We start from the raw sequence: 18,371 nt of genomic DNA on the forward strand, positions 1-18,371 counted from the left end.
AACCTAGAAAACATTTTACCTCGTTGGGTTGCGCTGTCGCTTAACCCAACCTACATCTACATCTAAATTAAACGGCTACTTCTTCTAAGGCTCCAATTTTCGGTGAGAGTAAGAAATTATCGGCAATATTTTCACTTAAATCAATTTCTCTAATATCTAAGTCTAAGTTCATCGCCCTTAACAAATTTTCTCTGGCTGTTTTGACTGAGCTTTCTGTAATGGTATCACGAATATTTTTTCCTCCCTCTTCATTAAATACCTTAATCGTTTCCCATTCATAAGCATTACTCACAAGCTCAGTGGTAAATAGTAAATTTTGGCGATTAACAGCATGAGTTTCTCCAGGTTCGTGCTGTTTCTTAGGTTTAATTTCAAAGCCAGATAAGGTATTTTCAATAAACTGTTCGCCATTCAAATCAGGGGTTATGGATTCGCCCCAGAGTCCAGTGGGGGCTTTTTTCAAAATGGGGTTACATTCAAATTCTGCCTGGAATTCATCTTCTGTAAGAGGTGTCCCATCTCTGCTAATTGTAACTATCTGAGTTGAGGTTAATTGACCAGATTCAACCTCCATTGAACCAATGCCAAATTTTGTATTAGCGTTACCGATGTCAATATTTCTAGGAGTCGAATTATTCACTCTACGATAAACAGCATTTTTTATGGGAATCACTGAATTAGTAACCAAACAGAAGTGCTTAGGGTTGATGACACCCAAGTCGGACTTGTCGTCTTGATTAACTTTTCTAACTAAACCATCTTTGACAGCTACACTACAAATAGCATCATCAGCAGGAAGGAAAGAACTTTTGAAAGTATTCCAGTCAATGGGATTTGGAGCTTGAGAAGCATTAGCACCAAAGCTAACAGTAAAAGAAACAATCCAAAGATGAACATGAGCTTTACCTGTAAATTCCGGTCCCCAAATATGTAAATCTGCCCCTACATCTACGCTAATATGGTGAGTTCCAAAGAAGTGGAAAGTATAGGAGACTCCCATATCCACAGAGATAGAAGCATCATAATAATAAGGTTTCCAGGAAATAATAAAGTCTGCCCCAAGCTTAAACCAAGCCCTCAGACTACCACTATGCCAAGTAGCTTCCAGGTGTCCTCCTGCCATCAGAGCTGAAGCAGTAAGAGCAAAATAGGCATCAGCTTTGATGTTAATTTCGCTGTTAACTTGCCAGTTAAATCCCAGCCGTGGGACTTTGGGATAATGAGCTGGTACTTTGAATTTGGGGTGGTAACCTCCTAGAGTCAGAACAAAATCTCCTTCATGTTCGCTAGGGCTAAACCAGGTATAGAAGGCAAATCCTCCAGTGAGGTGACATTTTTTCGAGAGGATGTAGGAGTTGGGGGTGAGTTGGGCACGGATTCCTAGAAACCCTACTGCGGGAAGGAAACTAGCTTTAATAGCAAGTTGGATTTCAGCGAGGGGAGTTTTACCTGCTTCTGGAGGTGCAATCAGGGTAGATAAACCCAAGAGATTCAGTTCAAAGCGTTTCCCAAAAGCAATACTTAATAGGGCAAAGGAGTCGATGATTTTGAAGGAAGTAAATTTGACTCCCACAGCAAGAAATATTTCTCCGGTTTCAGGAGGAATATATTCGTGAATCTTGTTGAGTTCCTGGGTGAGTTTCTCTGCGTTGTCTTGACTACCGGTAGATTGATTTGGGTTAACCGCTTCCTCTACCAGAGGGAAGGTAGCAACTTTGTCTATAGTGGGCATTTTCAGGGCGCGGTTATAGCCGAAACCTGCAGCTACTCCGGTGACAAAGAAGAAAGAGGGGCCGCCGAGGGGATAGTCTAAAACGGCATAAATAAATAAAGAGGGATGCCCTTCGTATTGGGCATAGGAACCAATGGCCGAGAGGCTAAAGGTTTCTGCCTTAATGACTGCGGTACCATCGTATTCATCGTAAGTTTCGCCATCTGGAGTTGTGCCTGTTGTTCGTAAGAATGCGGCACCAATTTCTAAAGCACTCCCGCTTTTGTAGTCGATGCCTATTCCTTTGAGGTCAAATTGGGGGTCAATTCTTGTCAGGGGGGAGTTGACGGAGAGTCCATCTAGAGAAATGCTGAGTCCGGCAAGAGAGAGTTCAGCATCTAGCAAAAACCAGATTTTTGAGTCTTTGTAGTTTAAGCCTATCCTTTCAAAGTGGACGGGACCAAAGGCTTTTTGTAGTTTGTACCATTTTGTGCCATCAGGACTGGTTATTTCATTAGGGGAAGCAGGAGATGGGGGAGATGAACTATCAGATTCAGGTTGTTTTTCCGTTAGGACATTATCTTGATTGGTAGCATTTGGATTGACTTGAACAGGTAGGCTTAATTGCTTAATTTCGCTGCCTAATTGCATTGAAGTAGCAACGTCTAATCCTTTGGCAATTTTGTCTTCGGGTAAGCTAATTCCGCCTTCGGTGTAAAGTTTCTTAAGATTGCCAATTTCATCTGAGGTAAAGATTGCCTTAGCGACTAAGATTTGAAATGATAATTTAATGGTTTGATTGGGTGTGAATTTTTTGCCGACTAAGGGGAGGTTAGAGAGGTTAATTCCACCACCAATATTTAAACCAAAGAGGAAGTTTGTTGTTTTCGATGACGCTGCTACCTTTTGAGAGTAGGCAAATAGGGCATCTTTCAGGCTGATTTTTAGACCTGCTGGAATGGAGTTTGCTAAATCTGAATCAATATAGCTGATGAGTTGTTTAATACTTACCTCAGGATGTTCGTCGTGATAAGCAGCGAGGAATGTTTTGGAGGTTTTATCTGTATCAAAGATGAGAGCAAATTGTAAGTCGCCAATAGTAATATGACCGTCAAAATGCTTATCATAAGAACCGTCTTGTTGTTGGATGATATTAATATTGACTGTAATATCAACTTCTTTCCCTTCAATGGGGAATTTAGACTCGCAGGTAAAAGTAAAGTTTTTGGTTTTAGTGTTGAAGGAGGTTTTCAGGTTCTCAATCACCAGTCCTTCCAGTGCTGATGGGAACTCTTGTGCTACATCAAATTTACCAGCTAAATCTTCTATAAGTTTACCAATAGGGATATCCTGTCCAGTTCCGGTACTTCCCTCAAACTGCCATCCCTCTGAGGATGAGGAAAGGGCAGAGACTATAATAGTGGTATTATACAATTCAAAGGAAGCCGATAACTCAACAGAGAATTTATAGGATTTATTGATCTTAAGATAAAGGTCTTCTAAAATAAACTTTTTTTCAGGAACAATGGTTAGATGTTCTGATATCGAAATGCCAAATCGGTACGCTGGCCCTCGTTGGTTTAAGGCAAAATCAAGATTGGTAATTGTAAATTCGTCGTTTATATCGACAGAATCATAACCTAAATGCTCAAAAAAGCCTCCTATTTGGATGGTTTCGCCCTCATTCAGTCTACCCCATACATTGAAATGAGGAGCGATCGCGTACATACTAAATCTGCTACCAGCTAATTCTAGTTCCCCAGAGATATCAAAGCTAGTATAGGAAAGCTTAGGAAACCAAGTGATTCCTAAAGAAATTTTCTCAACTGCTAATTTATCTCCGATGATTTGCCAAGGGTTAGAGGTCCCTAACTCAATATTTACATGCTCTAAGGATGGTCCGTTATCCAATTGAGTCAGCACTTCAAACTTTGAGAGTTTGATATCCAATAAATTCTTTAACTCGTCTGGTAACGATTGATTAAAATCATTTCCTAAAAGGGCGGTTAGATGAGTCAAAGAAAAAGTATCATTAGCTCCCATTGATAGCAAGAGCCATTTTTCGGAGGCTTCAAATATGGAGGTAAATGAAAATGACGTTCCCCCTAATTTGATGGAACAATTCACCGAAGTGATATCTTGTGTATTAGGTAACGAGGTATCCTCCGTGACCTCCGTAATTGAGAGTGGCCCTAGAGTGACGCCCTGCAATTTAGTTTTTAATTCGTTAAATGTCATTGTGTTATTCCCTGGGGTCTATTGTGTATGTGATACCATTTTCTCTGAGAAAATCGTATAGATTACGAAGTTCTTGACCATTTGTTGGAGTAAAAGTAGCAAAATCAAGCCTACAGATATCAGTAATCAGTTGTTTTAGTTTTGTCTGAGCTTGTTGTTTCGATGTTCTAATCAACTCAAAAAGTTCTTGGCCAATTTTTCGATATTCATCCGCGTCAGCAGGCATAATAGGACGTCGCCATTCAATTCGTCGCTCAGAATTGTCCCTCGCGTCCCAGTGTTCGAGATTACAGGCTGTATAATGCATATTGTTTGCTGTAAATGTTTTCTGTTCTGTCTCACTTTGAAATGTTTTCAGTACTTGCTCATTAGGTTGCGCCTTAGAGCCTATTGTATTTAAGTTAGCGAAAACGTCGTAATTATTAGCAGCAAAGAAATATTTTAAACAATCTTTATACACTTGATTTAGGTCATTCATTAGTTTTTGTGAATTTTTACATTCAAGTAAAGTTCGAGAGTTTTTTTCCGCAGTTAGTTTTAAATTTTCATTAACTTCAACATTCACGTCTTTGATTTGTACGGGACCTTCTTTCATTGTTCTGGTATAAAATTCAAGCAATGTAAAAGGGTCCCAGAAATTATCTTTATTTTCTCTTTCTCTCCCCACATTCATGTGACATTGGAGTGCACCTTTCCATTCTCTTTGATGATCTGTGACATCACAAAATAAATCGTTCTTAGAACAAGGTTGAAAGATCATCAACTCGCACAAAGTACTAATATTTTCCCTTGTACCCACTGTTTCGTCAAGTATACTTTTCAAGCGTACTCGTCGATGCCTGACTTCAATCACTGCTTCATCTAAATCAAATTCTAAGATAACATTATTTTCTTTTATGCCAGGCCAAATCGAATCATACTGAAATTGCAATCCACTATAAGAGACTTTAGTCTGGGGTTCTAGACATACGATATCTAACATATTGATCTCTGCCTGTCCTCCCTTGGCTTTTCGATCTCTTTTAGTAGTTAATCGCCAAGATTGGCTGTTGTTTGGAGTAGTAAATATTTGCTCTATATTTATTAATAATTCATTTGCTTGCTGTCCCATATTATTTACATCTTGGCCCCAAATATCATTATTCGTAAACTCAAATTCTGGCGTTACGGTGAGTTCTCCTATCATCTGAAGGTAATGTCTTGGAAACCATTCTGTAAGCGTTATCTGTAAATTGTATAGAAGTATGAGCTTATATTTTTCACTCGTTTCTCTCTGTGACCAATATCTTTGAAAACTGCTTTCATCTTGAAATTTTTGACCAACTTTTTGCACTTCCTCATCAGGGTTAAGAGCCAACTCCCAAGCTACTCCATTGTCCCTGAAAATTCTAAAAATATTCTGTGGTTGATCTCTGACTACATTGTTAATATCTACTACCGGCATGATGAATTCTCCATAAATATATTGTGTTAATTTTTCCTTCTTGAGGGGATTGAGTATTTGTGCTTTGTTCAAACGCACCCTACGAGATTAAAGATCGAGCTGTTTTGGGGGCGATCGCTCTTCAATTTCCATCACTCATTCCCCCAATATTTGCCCCCATAATTTTGACAATTTGCTTAAGAATACTCAAGACATCATATATAGGACTTACGCATGGGGAAGGCAATTTGGACGTTTGAGATTGCTTTCCTGACGGAATGCTCCGCAAACACTGTCGTTCGCAATGACGGAAATACGTTGTTTTGCATAAGTCCTGATATAACTGATTCCTGCGAGGTAGCAGCAGGGAACAAATATTAGATAAATCATAGTGGGTAACACCTTTAGTCAACATTTTCAGGACTTACGCATGAGGTACGAAAAACTAGGATTTGAGATTGCTTCCCTGTCAGTCGCAGTGACGAAAATACGTTCTACTGCGTAAGTCCTAATTTTAATAAACATAAATTCATCCCCTCTATGCCGTTCCAAATTGTCCCCTTACGATAAATATTGAGAGTTTTTGGAGGCGATCGCCTTTCACTTTTTATTACCGATGGCCTCTAGAATTCGACCTAGAATAGTGGCGATCGCTTTTCAGTTTTCATCACTCATTACCTCAAATATTGAGAGGTTTTGGAGGCGATCGCCTTTCTGTTTTTATTACCGAGCGCCTCTAGAATTGGAGTTGAAATGGGAGGCGATCGCCTTTCTGTTTTTGTTACCGAGCGCCTCTAGAATTGGAGTTGAAATGGGAGGCGATCGCTTTTCTGTTTTTGTTACCGAGCGCCTCTAGAATTGGAGTTGAAATGGGAGGCGATCGCTTTTCTGTTTTCATTACCGATGGCCTCTAGAATTGGAGTTGAAATGGGAGGCGATCGCTTTTCTGTTTTTATTACCGAGCGCCTCTAGTATTGGAGCTAGGATGGGCGCGATCGCCTTTCACTTTTTGTTAATCTTTGCGATTTGTGAATCTTGCGGACTCCGATCAGTATTTGATGATGTAGTTCAGTGCAACGAAGGGAGGTAGGTTCTCATGAGACCTCCCACCACCAACACTATTGGTATTAAATTGATGACTATGCATGCTCCCCCAAGCAGAAATGATACCATCGTATCGCCGATTATAGTTCGTCTCCTGAGTACAGAGATTTTGTGTAACATCATCGTTATCATCGTTATCCGCTTTGGCGGTTTGCTGCTGGGTATGTGCATGTGTTCCATCATTATTAGTTTTTCCCGAATGGCTATGCTCTGGCATCTCACCCACACTGAGCTTCACAGATGACTTGCCACCTGTCTTGCCGAGTTTGTATTTTTCAGTCAAATTCGCACCAACCAGGAATTTTTCCCTGTAGTCGGGCACATTAAAGGGAACTCTACTCTCCCCAAGTACTGTGGCCAGTTCGAAATACTTTGAATCATTCACTTGTTGCCCATTGCACAACAACCATCCTTCTGGAGCTGTGGTTCCAGCATAGGCGACCACAGTGCCTACCGGTATTACAAAGCCTGTTTTGTCCTTTATTCGACCCTTAACATCTAGTTTTGCGCCCGGTACATCTGTGCCGATGCCTACATTACCCCTGCCATCTAGTACTACTTGAAAGTCCCATGGTTCTTGAATGAAGTACATTTTGTTTCCATCGACGCAGATTGACCAATCATTGTGACCGGTGTCAATAAAGTCAATTTGGGGAGCATCACTAATGATGGCTAAACTGCCTCCCATAGTCATCTTACTCCCGGTTTGTTTTGTCTCTTCTTCTGAGTGCCTCTTACTGCTCACCACTAATTTCTGACCAGGGTTCGTAACACCAATTCCAACATTTCCATCCTTATACAAAATGGGTGATTTTTCTATGGTGCAAACAAAAGTTCCATCCCAATAACCAGGAATATTTTCATAACGTAAACATAGATTCGCCTGACCAGAAGGAAGAGAAGAAATTATACCTGATAGTTGAACTTGATGATGTTGACCTGCTTCTATAACAGTTTCCGAACCAAAGGTAATAATCCACTCAGGAGATTGACTTTCTTTTCCTGAATTGATTATTTCCTTTCCTTCATATTCAACATTCACACCTGCTACCTGACCTGCTTCTAGCAAAGCCCATTCTTTTCTTTCTCCTTGAGCCTGAACATCAAAGGAAATAATCAACTTAGAAGCCTTATTTAGACGAATAGATTTATCCTTTAACACATTAGTAATTCGCAAGATTAACTGATTTTGTGAACTATTATCATTCAAAATTCGGTTAGACCCCACAAACCCCACATGAAGAGGAATATTCTTTTTACCTCGATGGCTAAGGATATTTAGAGTTTTTTCTCGATAATAGTTACTGAAGGTTTCTCCCTCATGGGTAAATTGGGGACACTTCAACTCTACCCTGGTTGTTCGCGCCCCTCCTGCTGCTGCCCCATTAATATTTTGAAGCGTCAAAGGTATAGTTTCCTTAGCTCCCAAAGTTAGATCGTTAGTTAGAAAATACAGAGAAACCTTCCCATCATCCTGAGTCACAGCAGAACTCATACTCCAATTTTGTTTTTCGGCCAAAGCCAATTCTGGCAAAGAATCAGGAGATAAGGTATCTGGTCTAAACCTCAACTCAAAATGGTAATTAGTTGAACTCACCGAACTAGTCTTAGGGGGCAAAGTAATCGGTTGTTCTGAGTCATTGACGATTTCCAGGATTAACTCCTGTCCCTTTGTACCATTTTCAATAAAGATAACAGGTTCTTTATCCTCCCCCTCATACAGATTAAAATCAAGGGGATGGGTTTTCTTAAAAGATGCGATCGCAGTTAAATCCTCGTTGATATCCTGCTGAATTTCTTCTGGAGATAAAGCCGTATTGTAGACCCGGACATGGGCGATTCTACCTTTGTGAGCACTACCATAATTGGTAGCATACCCAATCCATAAAGGCTGATCGCTCTCGACAGAAGTTTTAGCTTCTGATCTACGAGCAATTTCTTTCCCATCCATATATAAGAAAGTTTGATTTTTGCTTTGATCTGAGACTCCTGTCAGGTGATACCACTTATTTAATTTCAATGACCTTGCTTTTTGTACATTCCAGATGGAGTTCCCTGGAGAAGTATATTGCTGAAATAAATCACTATCGCTATCATACCATAACCCGTAATTTATACCATTGCCAGTTCCCTTACCAACTATTCCCACCCAATCACTCGAAGTTTCAGTAATATAAACCCACGCTTCTACAGTTAGATCGCCAGATATTTTTAGGTCATCAGTAGTACCCGGAACTTCTATATAATTATCCTTATTGCCGTCAAAACTCAAACAACTGCCAAATGTTTCATCTTGAACAACTTGAACCTCCCCTTTCACCTCACAATCATGGTTTCCATCAGAAACATCAATTACCTTTTTGGTATCTCCGTCCTCGACTATTTTATCTAATTTTAAGTGCAGAACTAAATTTTCCTTTGAATTACTCATAATCATTATTCCTCAGTGATTACTTGATTGTTTTAATTTTGATTAGTTGGGTAGTGGTGTACAAAGTAGTGATACTTGGATAAAAGGTCAACTAGGGAGCTGGGAGTATTATGCATGAAACCTAGAATTTAGTGACATACTCCCACACGCTTGCTGACGCTATAGTTTGGGCTTCTCGTTTCGCAGTCCCGGTACCCCGTCGGACAAGCGCGTGCTTGAAGGACTTCTGGGCCCTGCCTCCCTATTTTTTATATTTATCGCCGCTCAGACTCAACTTCAGCCAACCCTCCCGAATTGCCTGCTGGCCAGAGAAAACCGCATTCGGATTAGCCTGAGCAATAGTGTCATGGGGAACCTCTAACCATTCCCCTTGTTCCTTCTCTAACCATGACCATTCATAACCAGGTTCCCCTGGTAAAGGTAAATTAATCTTCTTATCCAAACTTGAATCCCTCATATCCTTCAAATCAGTCAGAATAGGAGTTGATAAGAAAGTAATCTCAATCTTCTCTAATGCCTCCTGATATTGATCCGGTGGAATATCAATCGCTTTTGTTGGCAAAATTCCGCAGGTAGCATGGACTTTACCACGGGGATCGATCAGCATGGTTAACAGTTTAGGCTGATCTTCCAAATTGAAATCGATATGCCAAGCTTTCTCAGGGTGATGGACTTTTATCTTAGAGGTATCTTGCTCTAAATCGCTTTGAGGAGCATAAAACTCTTCACTCAGAGCATCTTCCTTTTCCAACCAGTATCCCACTAAACCATCATTGAATTGCTGATATTCCCCTAAACGGATAGGAAACTTAACCCGATCAAACTCATCAGTATCCCTAGAATCACGCCTTAAATCTTGCCAAAATACATTCCAATCTTGGTTAATAGAGGGAAGTCCCTGTAATTCTAGATTCAGAGAAGCTCGCACTACAGCAATAGGTCGTCCCATCAACAGTGCTAAACCTTGATGTTGGGCAAAATTTTCTGGATCGATGTTCTCTAAGCCACTATCTAGAGCGGAAATAAAATTACTTAGAAAACTTTGCCCCTGATTTACAATATAGTTGACTACCCTTTTCAAATAGGGATTGGGAATATCATCAACAGAAATTAGGCGATCGCTCCCCGGTGCGGACTCCCATTTAGCAAGCTGATTAATTGAACCCAAAGCTTTACCAAGATTATCATAGATCGCCAGACTATTATCCAAATTATTAGGCAATATCCAACCACAAATAGGAGTCGTCGCTGGATGACTATTCATTTCCTGTTCGCCCTGACTCGCCGAAAGCCACCGGAAATTGAGACGAGCAGCTTGCACCAAACGGGGTGGTAAGGATACCAGATAGGAACTTCCGGGAGTAGTCATCTGTTGAGTAGTGATGATATTGCTAACATCCAACTCCTTCACCTGTCCAAAAGTATCCACCAACCGCAACCGCAAAATCTTCATTGCCCCAGACCGAATGGGGTTAAAATCATTTAAAGGTTCTGGTGCACTGCGGGTACTCTGTAGTATAGCATCGCGGACAACTTCTGTAAAGGGCTGATAATCTGCAAATCCCAAGGGGTCAGCAACTGGTAACTGCAAGGTTTGCTTGTGCATTAACAACCCTTCGTTAAAACCACCCAAAGATTGAGAGAGACTCTTGAGGGTCAGCAGTTTCTGATAAGCTCGAATTGCTGTATAAATAGGTTTTTCAGCTTTTTTTTCTGTGTCTGGTTTTGTTTCATACCATGTCAGAATTTCTTGAATATTATCACTAAGATAGTCATCACTTTGTTGCTCCTTCGGAATTTTTTGTGCCTCGTAATAATCTGGCAGGACTTGTTTCTGTAAATAAACCTCTAGCTCTACTTTCAGCTTAATCCCCGCATGGGGCGTTAAAATACTACGGCCACTATAAACATTAGCAGCTTTGAGAATAGCCCCTTTTCCTGACTGTAAAGAAAGGTCAGCCTCATTTTCCCTCAATACATAATTACTGGTAATAAACTCATCATCATAGTTACTGTTGTAAGTTCGGTGATTACAGCCATCTCGGATGGGGAAAACTTCTACCTCCCACTCCAGTAAAAAAGGATGCCAAGGGGATTGTGTCCAACTGCTAAAGGCAATATGTTCTCCCGTTTTGTTTTGTTGTTCTAATTGATTAATTTTATTGCGAATAGTACCAAAGCTACTTTTACTAATCGGGAAAGTAACATCTTTTAATATTTCACACTCCAGCAATCCATCATCCCTCAACCGTCCATCTTGTCCATGTCGGTTCGTAGGTTCCACCCCTTCACCTGTCATTAGTAACACAGGTTCTTTAGGTTGCCAGTAACGGGGACTGGAAATTTGTTTCAGGGTGTAAGTTGCTTGAGTTTTCTGGACAGTTTCTTGATTATTAAGCTCGGTTATTTTTGCCAGTAACTGATTAATGGCTCCAGCTAATTGAGAAGCAATAGAGCCAGAGAAAGATTCCCCAGCAGAAGCAGTGGTAATCTTACCAGACTCATCCCCTGAAACCGTCAGATTTCCAGTCATCATCAATTTTAGCTTTAAAGGTGCAATCCCATTCGCCCTAATGTAATGCTTGACCTGATCAATATCAGGGTACTCATCCTTGCTACCTTCCGGGGGATAGGCACTCAACATATACTTATACCAATCAGCAAAGAGTTGCCGACGCATTGACTCTATCTCATGGCAAGCACAATCATATTCTTGTTGAAGAAGGTTAAGCTTATTGAGCAAGTGAGCCATCTCATCAGGTAAAGTAACCTGTGCTTGATTATGGGCATTTTCAGCATTAGCTTTCGTCGAATCTTTGCTTTCTAAACGAATAGTCCACATCGTCCCCGCAGCAATGGCATTAAAACCTTTCTCATGTCGGGCTTCTTTAAACTTGGGAGTTATGTCCAACTGCCGATGTTCCAGACCAGGAGATAAGTGTAGGGCTTCCAACTGGTCTTCGATGATAGATTTGTAATTGCCATCAATCTTTTGACCCAAGTAGGCAGACAATGCCTCTGTACCGGTATTACCCACACTCACTTCTACAGGAGCTTGCCGATCTGAGTTGACAGTCTTCTCAGGGGCAAATGTCAAGCGAGCATAGCAGATAAAGTCAAGTGATTCTGGAAATTTTTGACCAGTCTCAAGATTAACTTTCCACTTAAATTCTTCTTCTATTAATTCTTGATTGGTGGGAGGAGTCCCTTCGTCCTGTGGAATAGTTTTTCTCAGTGTTTCAACAAAACTGTTCAAATGATTCTTTTGTCCCTGACTGTACCAACCAATCACATCATATTTTAAGCTATCAGGAATCTCAGCAGCATAATCATCGTCATAAAAGCCAAAAACACTATGACAATTGGGATAAAAAGCTGCAAAAGTAGGTTCTCCATAACCTACAGCCATCAGTGACGGTAAGTATTCAGCATTGGGGTCATTTTCTAGCCAAGCAGCTAAAGGCACTTTGCGCCCCAGGTAGGAAAACGGTTGATGTTTACCCTCCTCTACCTGAATGGGATAAGCAATACTACCCACCTCACTTCCTGTCCCTTCAGGATAGAGATAATCACTCTCTACCACCCATTGCTTTTCAATCTCGTTGTCCTTGTTACTGCGGGTCACTAACCAACGATTAGGGACAGGTGGAAAAACCGTCCTAGTTACATTGTTCTCACTAACTTGAATTCCTTTAGTCAAAGCATCTGGCAAAGCCCAATGTAAGTGAATTCCAGCTTTCAGATACAAGTTTTGATTTTGAAAAGGCTGAGAAACGATCTCTTCACTAATATTAGCAATATTAGGATTTACATCCCGTTGACCATCAAAATAAGGAAGGTGGCTAAAATCTGCCATTGCTTCTACTACAAGGCGGTCTATTTCTAGATGTAAAGCATCTAAGTGAACGGGAACCATTAAAACATTTTTCACTATAGAAATCTCCGTTGGTCTATCTGAAACTACGGCGTTGCATAAATGCGCTTGGGATTTTAACAGTTTTGTGGAATGGGCATCTTGCCTGTTCCTTAATATCAAATCCGGTAGCATCGGTGTAATTAGATGGAAGGATGGGGAGATGGAGGGATGGGGAGATGGGGATATCGAGAAATATTTGGTAATGGTTGAATATGGAACATTTTTTTATACCGAATTAAACTGATTTGATATAAGACTACACCACACCAAGAACATTACCCCCCTGTATCCATCAACGACCTATCCCACATTCACTGAATATCCTTCAATGAACTCTGAACATTAAGGAAAAGTTTCATCTCTCCGATTAACCGAGATTTAGTATTATCCCCTGCAAACTCCACCACATAACATATGGTCTCAACCCAGAGCGATCGCTCTGGTTTTTCCTAGTCTGTGGGAAGGATTTGGTTTTCCGGTATTAGAAGCAATGGGTTGTGGTACTCCAGTTATTACTTCTAATATTTCATCCCTACCAGAAGTTGCTGGAGATGCAGCTATTTTGGTTAACCCGAAAAATGTGGGAGAAATAACAGATGCGATGAATATTATTGCTCAAGATGGGGGAGAGCGATCGCGACTCTCAACCTTAAGTTTGGCTAGAGCTAAAGAATTTAGTAGGGAAAAAACTGGTTTAGCTACTAGAGAGGTAATTCAGAATTATCTGATTAAGGTTTAAATGAAAGGAGCGATCGCTCCATTTTATTTGGAAAAGCGATCGCCGTTCCTAAGTATGGTAGAACTTCAATACCGCTATAATTCAAAACGGTTTAGATAAGACCAAAACTGCTATGGCATGGAAGCATTAGCTGATTACCATTTGCGAAGTTAGTGATGAAATTGTTGTTATCCCATCAACTCACTTCAAATACATAAATATAAAGTTTGCTAGAAGCAGTACCACCTTTGCTATCATTAGCAGTGACTTGAATTTTAAGAACTTTACCTGCCTCAGATGTGGGAGGAGTACCGCTAAAAGTGTTTGTATCTGAGTCGAAACTGAACCAGTTGGGTAAAGGTTCGCCATTGGCAAGGGTTGCACTTAGGGTCAAACTGTCTCCATCTGGATCGCTAAAGGTGCTGTTAGGGATGCTATAGCTATATGGAGAATTCATGTTGCAGCATGTTGTGAGTGTAGGGGTTGTTACTATGGGAGGAGAGTTTACTGGTCCGGTAACTGATACATCGTCTAACAATAAGTCTGCGGAACCTATATCTCCTGAGCTTTGATCGATAAATTGAAGTCTTGTTGTTATACTATTGGCAACAAAAGTATATGTATATTTCTTCCAACTTGAACCGACTGGTTGAGCTGTTTCATCAAGTAGTTTTGTCTTGCCTGTAACAATTACTTCAGCAATACCTGTTTCTTGATTGACCATGCCATGCTCACGAGCATAAAAAGTTAAAGTATATTCAGCTCCTGGAACAGTATTGAATGATTGCTCTAAAATTCCTCCTTTGTTAGTTACACAACTATTAAAGCTAAGGAGAAAATCCCCTGTATTTGTTGCTGCAGAATAGTTACTACCGTAGCGCATGATTTGCCGATTAGGCTTATAATTACTATTTTCTATTTGTACCCAATCATTGATTTTATCTTGGCTATCGTCACAACTAACGTTAGTGGGAGTGCCCTGTTCAAAACCACCATTTTTGATTAATTCATCTGCATTAGCGCTCATTGGGGATTGAGTGAGCGTCACAAACATCAACACAGCGATCGTCATTAAGATACTCAGAAGTTTCTTCATAATTTATCTCACAAATTACACTACATTGGTTTTGACATACTCCCGACGTTGCGCATAGCGCGACAACGCGGGATTCTTACATTATGAAAAAAATGACCGCTGTTTCGTGTGAGGTGATGTCCTCCCCCTGTATTAACCTTGATGATAACATGCATACCTTCTAGCTTGTCAAGGATATAGGAAGGTTTTATTTGTGGAGGTATCCGACTATTTGCCTTGGCTTTCATCCCGACGCTCCCCTGCGGGAAAGCGCGGGACTTCCCTGACAAAAAATTAAAATCATCTCAACCTACATTCTGCACCATGTTCCTTATTCAGAATTACCCAAAATAATAAATCAGGCGATCGCTCTGGTTTTTCCTAGTCTGTGGGAAGGATTTGGTTTTCCGGTATTAGAAGCAATGGGTTGTGGTACTCCAGTTATTACTTCTAATATTTCATCCCTACCAGAAGTTGCTGGAGATGCAGCTATTTTGGTTAACCCGAAAAATGTGGGAGAAATAACAGATGCGATGAATATTATTGCTCAAGATGGGGGAGAGCGATCGCGACTCTCAACCTTAAGTTTGGCTAGAGCTAAAGAATTTAGTAGGGAAAAAACTGGTTTAGCTACTAGAGAGGTAATTCAGAATTATCTGATTAAGGTTTAAATAAAAAGGAGCGATCGCTCCTTTTAATTGGGGAAAGCGATCGCCGTTGCTAAGTATGGTAGAACTTCAATACCACTATAATTCAAAACGGTTTAGATAAGACCAAAACTGCTAATGCAAGCCTTATTTCTAAGTATGCACTTCAATTATTCAAAGGGTATTTCTTCAACAGTAAAGTGGGCTTTAAAGCCGAAGTCGTCACTCTCACACTTAACCACATGAGAACCAAGCATATTATTCTTCCCAACTAGCTTCAGGTGTCCCCAGGCTTTTTCGTCCTCACCTATGTTGTCTGTCTCTTCGCCATAAACAGAAAGCTTGAGTTGGGCTTGATTGATATCGTAACTGCCTCCATTATAAAAGTCTAATTCTGTAGACGCATTGTAATTCCAGGTATAACCAACCACAATTGTCTTTTCGCCAGCACCCCATTCATAAGTTTTATAAGGATTACCTGGCAGGGCAATAATATTACCCTTTTTACTATTCCAACCTCTGACATAGACCCACATATACTGCATGTCAGCATCGTTGTTAGGACCTTCATCGTCAGACTTATAAAAAACTGCTTTTTCTGCAGTAACTCTTAACCTTATTATCTCGGTCATAATAGAAGACTCCTTCAAATAATAATCTAGGGAATTGTTGATTGATTTGCTGAAAAAGTATTTTTTTGATATTTCATCAGCAATTATTGTTTCAACCTCTGTAAGTTAAGACGATTCCAATAGACAATTTATGATTTTTTTTCAGCTAGAAACTTTTTTCCTAGATAATTTAATAATTTATATACCTTAAGCTCGAAGGAAAAAGGAAAGACCAAAGTCGGAAGACAATAATAAAGATGTTGCTCACACCATACTGCCACCAATAGACCTACAAAAATGCAATTTTTATCATTGTATGAGTCATATTTTAAACAATCCTTGAGTGAGACTCAAGTCCAAACTTTAAAAATTTTAGTCTGGTTGCTAACTGTCCAAAAAACTGTAAAAATAGAAAGGTTGGCTGCTTGTTTTCCTTTACCCATTAAATATGAAAGTCGTCGTCGTCATATTCAGAGATTTTTAACATTATTTTCTTTGAGTTTCCCATTGTTCTGGTTTCCCATTATAATGATGATTCTTAGCAGGGAATTTTCTGATGATGCCCAATTAATTTTAACTTTTGATCGCCACACCAAATCAACCTCTCACGCAATTTTGGTAAAGAGGCAACAAAACTACACCACGCCAGAAACATTACCCCCCTGTATCCATCAACGACCTGTAACAACTATACAGAACACCCTTCAATGAACTCCAAACACTAGGGAAAAGTTTCATCTTATAATGATGATTCTTAGCAGGGAATTTTCTGATGATGCCCAATTAATTTTAACTTTTGATCGCCACACCAAATCAACCTCTCACGCAATTTTGGTAAAGAGGCAACAAAACTACACCACGCCAGAAACATTACCCCCCTGTATCCATCAACGACCTATAACAACTATACAGAACACCCTTCAATGAACTCCAAACACTCGGGAAAAGTTTCATCTCTCCCATTAACCGAGATATTAACCCAGATTTAGTATAATCCCCTGTCAAACCCCGCCACATAACATACGGTCTCAACCATCGCGATCGCTCCCTTGATAAACAACAGGCAAGAGATTTTTTCTGGTAACTTTTGCTGACAGTTGATAGGCAACAGGCAACACACAAAAAGGAAGAGATTTTTTCAGAGAGTGGGTGGTACAAAAAAAGATTTTTCTGGTAACTATTTCTTCCAGTTCCCAGAAATGGTTGAATAAAATTATTGATTTTCTGAATATGTCTATTATCCTTTGATACAAAATCCTGTTGAACAGTTGTCATTGCCACCATAGGAAGCAATCTCCTAAACCCCTGAGATTGCTTTCTTCCACTCCGTTTCAGTTGCAATGACTTAGATATAGTAATTCTCCGGATTTGATATGACTCTACCGAACTTTCGACACACCCATCTTGTTCTACTTCAAATACCTCGACACACTCTACTTCAGTTAATTCTGTAGCAGTCTCCTGAATCTCCCGATAGACTTGCTCCCTTGACTCGACAGCGCTCTTCACGCACTCTTGTTTTTCTCCCTCAACGAAGCGATCGCTCTCTACTTCTTCCAATACTCTGGCCACTTCCTGAATAGTCTGACCTACATTATCCCCTTGCTCCACAGAAGTATCCACAGACTCAGACTTTTCTATTTCTACCACCTCTTCTTGTGATGGGGTGATGGGGTGATGGGGTGATGGGGTGATGGGGTGATGGGGTGATAGGGTGATGGGGTGGTGAGGTGATGGAGAAATAGAATGGCCATCAAATGTAGCGCGATCGCCTGGCAATTGTTTCGTCCCTTTTTCTAACCCTTTCTTTTCTTCCGACTCAATTCTCTGCTGCTTTTCCCCATGCTTCCTTGAGGTAGACAACTTATGGCCCTTCCCGGCCGTAACACTTACTTTCTCCCCAGTCCCTAGAAAATAGTCGCTCAACTTCTGTTTTAGCTTTTTCTTAGCCACATATATCCGCCTGCATACATTGTTGTAGGATATCCCTTGCCGTTTCGCAATTTCTGTATGGGAAAGCTCCTCATAAAAATGTAAAATAAAAGTCCCCCGCAACGTTTCCGGTAAATCAGCGATCGCCCGTCGAATCTCAATAGACCTCTCCTCTCTCTCTAGACAACTTTCTGGCGACTTCACCGAAGAGGCCATACCCATATCCTGAGTATCTCCCACCAATTCAATACTTTCAACACCTGTAGCGCCTCGAGAACGTTCTCGAATTATATCAATACAGAGATTGCGAGTCAGCTTGATCGACCAGGCCCTAAAATTAGTAATTTTCCCCTCAAACTTTTGCACCTTTTCCCAAGCTTTTAGCGCCGCCCGACTCAGAGCATCCTCCGCATCTGTTTGGTTAGAATTCATTAACCTGAGACAGCACCTATACAGTAGTTCTCTATGTCCATTCCATTGCTGCCAAAACTGACAAACTAGATCGGAATTGCCCCTTTCGGTTAAAGCAAAGTCCATTATATTCCTCTTCCGTCTGCTGACTATC

Annotated in this window: 10 protein-coding genes and 2 pseudogenes; 5 read left to right on the forward strand and 7 right to left on the reverse strand. The window is 40.5% G+C overall.

Going from position 1 to position 18,371, the window contains the following annotated elements:
- Positions 1-67: 67 nt before the first annotated feature.
- Both F6K23_RS02945 and F6K23_RS02950 read right to left on the reverse strand, forming a co-directional pair.
- Positions 68-3,754 (reverse strand): DUF6603 domain-containing protein, encoded by a 3,687-nt coding sequence (locus F6K23_RS02945; protein WP_367267609.1) that lies wholly within the window; start codon positions 3,752-3,754, stop codon positions 68-70.
- Positions 3,755-3,953: 199 nt separating this feature from the next.
- The gene (locus tag F6K23_RS02950; protein WP_293150363.1) at positions 3,954-5,393 is read right to left on the reverse strand and encodes a hypothetical protein; all 1,440 of its coding nucleotides are present in this window, start codon (positions 5,391-5,393) and stop codon (positions 3,954-3,956) included.
- 595 nt (positions 5,394-5,988) lie between these two features.
- Here F6K23_RS02950 and F6K23_RS02955 point away from each other — a divergent pair.
- A complete protein-coding gene (locus tag F6K23_RS02955; protein ID WP_293150365.1) occupies positions 5,989-6,228 on the forward strand; it encodes a hypothetical protein in 240 nt (79 codons plus the stop codon).
- Between the two features lie 192 nt (positions 6,229-6,420).
- Here F6K23_RS02955 and F6K23_RS02960 read toward each other — a convergent pair whose 3' ends face one another.
- Positions 6,421-8,907, reverse strand: coding sequence for a LamG-like jellyroll fold domain-containing protein (locus F6K23_RS02960; RefSeq protein ID WP_293150367.1), 2,487 nt, complete (start codon positions 8,905-8,907; stop codon positions 6,421-6,423).
- Positions 8,908-9,148: 241 nt separating this feature from the next.
- A complete protein-coding gene (locus tag F6K23_RS02965; protein WP_293150369.1) occupies positions 9,149-12,838 on the reverse strand; it encodes a hypothetical protein in 3,690 nt (1,229 codons plus the stop codon).
- Positions 12,839-12,875: 37 nt separating this feature from the next.
- On the opposite strand from F6K23_RS02965, the gene F6K23_RS02970 reads away from it, so the two are divergent.
- Complete coding sequence (locus F6K23_RS02970; protein ID WP_293150371.1) at positions 12,876-13,067, forward strand: hypothetical protein; 192 nt, start codon at positions 12,876-12,878, stop codon at positions 13,065-13,067.
- A gap of 183 nt (positions 13,068-13,250) precedes the next feature.
- Positions 13,251-13,562: pseudogene (locus F6K23_RS02975) on the forward strand (glycosyltransferase); the annotation flags it as partial.
- A gap of 175 nt (positions 13,563-13,737) precedes the next feature.
- Here the strand turns inward: F6K23_RS02975 and F6K23_RS02980 are convergent.
- Positions 13,738-14,637, reverse strand: a complete 900-nt coding sequence (locus tag F6K23_RS02980) for a putative Ig domain-containing protein (RefSeq protein WP_293150373.1) — start codon at positions 14,635-14,637, stop codon at positions 13,738-13,740.
- 296 nt (positions 14,638-14,933) lie between these two features.
- On the opposite strand from F6K23_RS02980, the pseudogene F6K23_RS02985 reads away from it, so the two are divergent.
- Positions 14,934-15,287, forward strand: a pseudogene (locus F6K23_RS02985) (glycosyltransferase); the annotation flags it as partial.
- Between the two features lie 146 nt (positions 15,288-15,433).
- On the opposite strand, the gene F6K23_RS02990 reads toward F6K23_RS02985, so the two are convergent.
- Entirely contained in the window at positions 15,434-15,895 is a 462-nt protein-coding gene (locus F6K23_RS02990; protein ID WP_293150375.1) for a hypothetical protein, read from the reverse strand.
- 276 nt (positions 15,896-16,171) lie between these two features.
- Here F6K23_RS02990 and F6K23_RS02995 point away from each other — a divergent pair, with 276 nt between their 5' ends.
- The gene (locus F6K23_RS02995) at positions 16,172-16,585 is read left to right on the forward strand and encodes a hypothetical protein (protein ID WP_293150377.1); all 414 of its coding nucleotides are present in this window, start codon (positions 16,172-16,174) and stop codon (positions 16,583-16,585) included.
- A gap of 159 nt (positions 16,586-16,744) precedes the next feature.
- Here F6K23_RS02995 and F6K23_RS03000 read toward each other — a convergent pair whose 3' ends face one another.
- Positions 16,745-18,343: an RNA polymerase sigma factor gene (locus F6K23_RS03000; protein WP_293150378.1), complete on the reverse strand. Its 1,599-nt coding sequence runs from the start codon at positions 18,341-18,343 to the stop codon at positions 16,745-16,747.
- Positions 18,344-18,371: the final 28 nt, after the last annotated feature.

It is taken from the genome of Okeania sp. SIO2C9 (assembly GCF_010672455.1).
GTDB lineage: Bacteria > Cyanobacteriota > Cyanobacteriia > Cyanobacteriales > Microcoleaceae > Okeania.

What these genes read in the sequence shown, in the direction of transcription:
- F6K23_RS02955 (WP_293150365.1), top strand. Translation starts at nt 5,989, where the DNA reads ATGGCCTCTAGAATTCGACCTAGAATAGTGGCGATCGCTTTTCAGTTT.
- F6K23_RS02995 (WP_293150377.1), top strand. Translation starts at nt 16,172, where the DNA reads ATGCAATTTTTATCATTGTATGAGTCATATTTTAAACAATCCTTGAGT.
- F6K23_RS02990 (WP_293150375.1), bottom strand. Translation starts at nt 15,895, where the DNA reads ATGACCGAGATAATAAGGTTAAGAGTTACTGCAGAAAAAGCAGTTTTT.
- F6K23_RS02950 (WP_293150363.1), bottom strand. Translation starts at nt 5,393, where the DNA reads ATGCCGGTAGTAGATATTAACAATGTAGTCAGAGATCAACCACAGAAT.
- F6K23_RS02960 (WP_293150367.1), bottom strand. Translation starts at nt 8,907, where the DNA reads ATGAGTAATTCAAAGGAAAATTTAGTTCTGCACTTAAAATTAGATAAA.
- F6K23_RS02980 (WP_293150373.1), bottom strand. Translation starts at nt 14,637, where the DNA reads ATGAAGAAACTTCTGAGTATCTTAATGACGATCGCTGTGTTGATGTTT.
- F6K23_RS03000 (WP_293150378.1), bottom strand. Translation starts at nt 18,343, where the DNA reads ATGGACTTTGCTTTAACCGAAAGGGGCAATTCCGATCTAGTTTGTCAG.
- F6K23_RS02945 (WP_367267609.1), bottom strand. Translation starts at nt 3,754, where the DNA reads ATGGGAGCTAATGATACTTTTTCTTTGACTCATCTAACCGCCCTTTTA.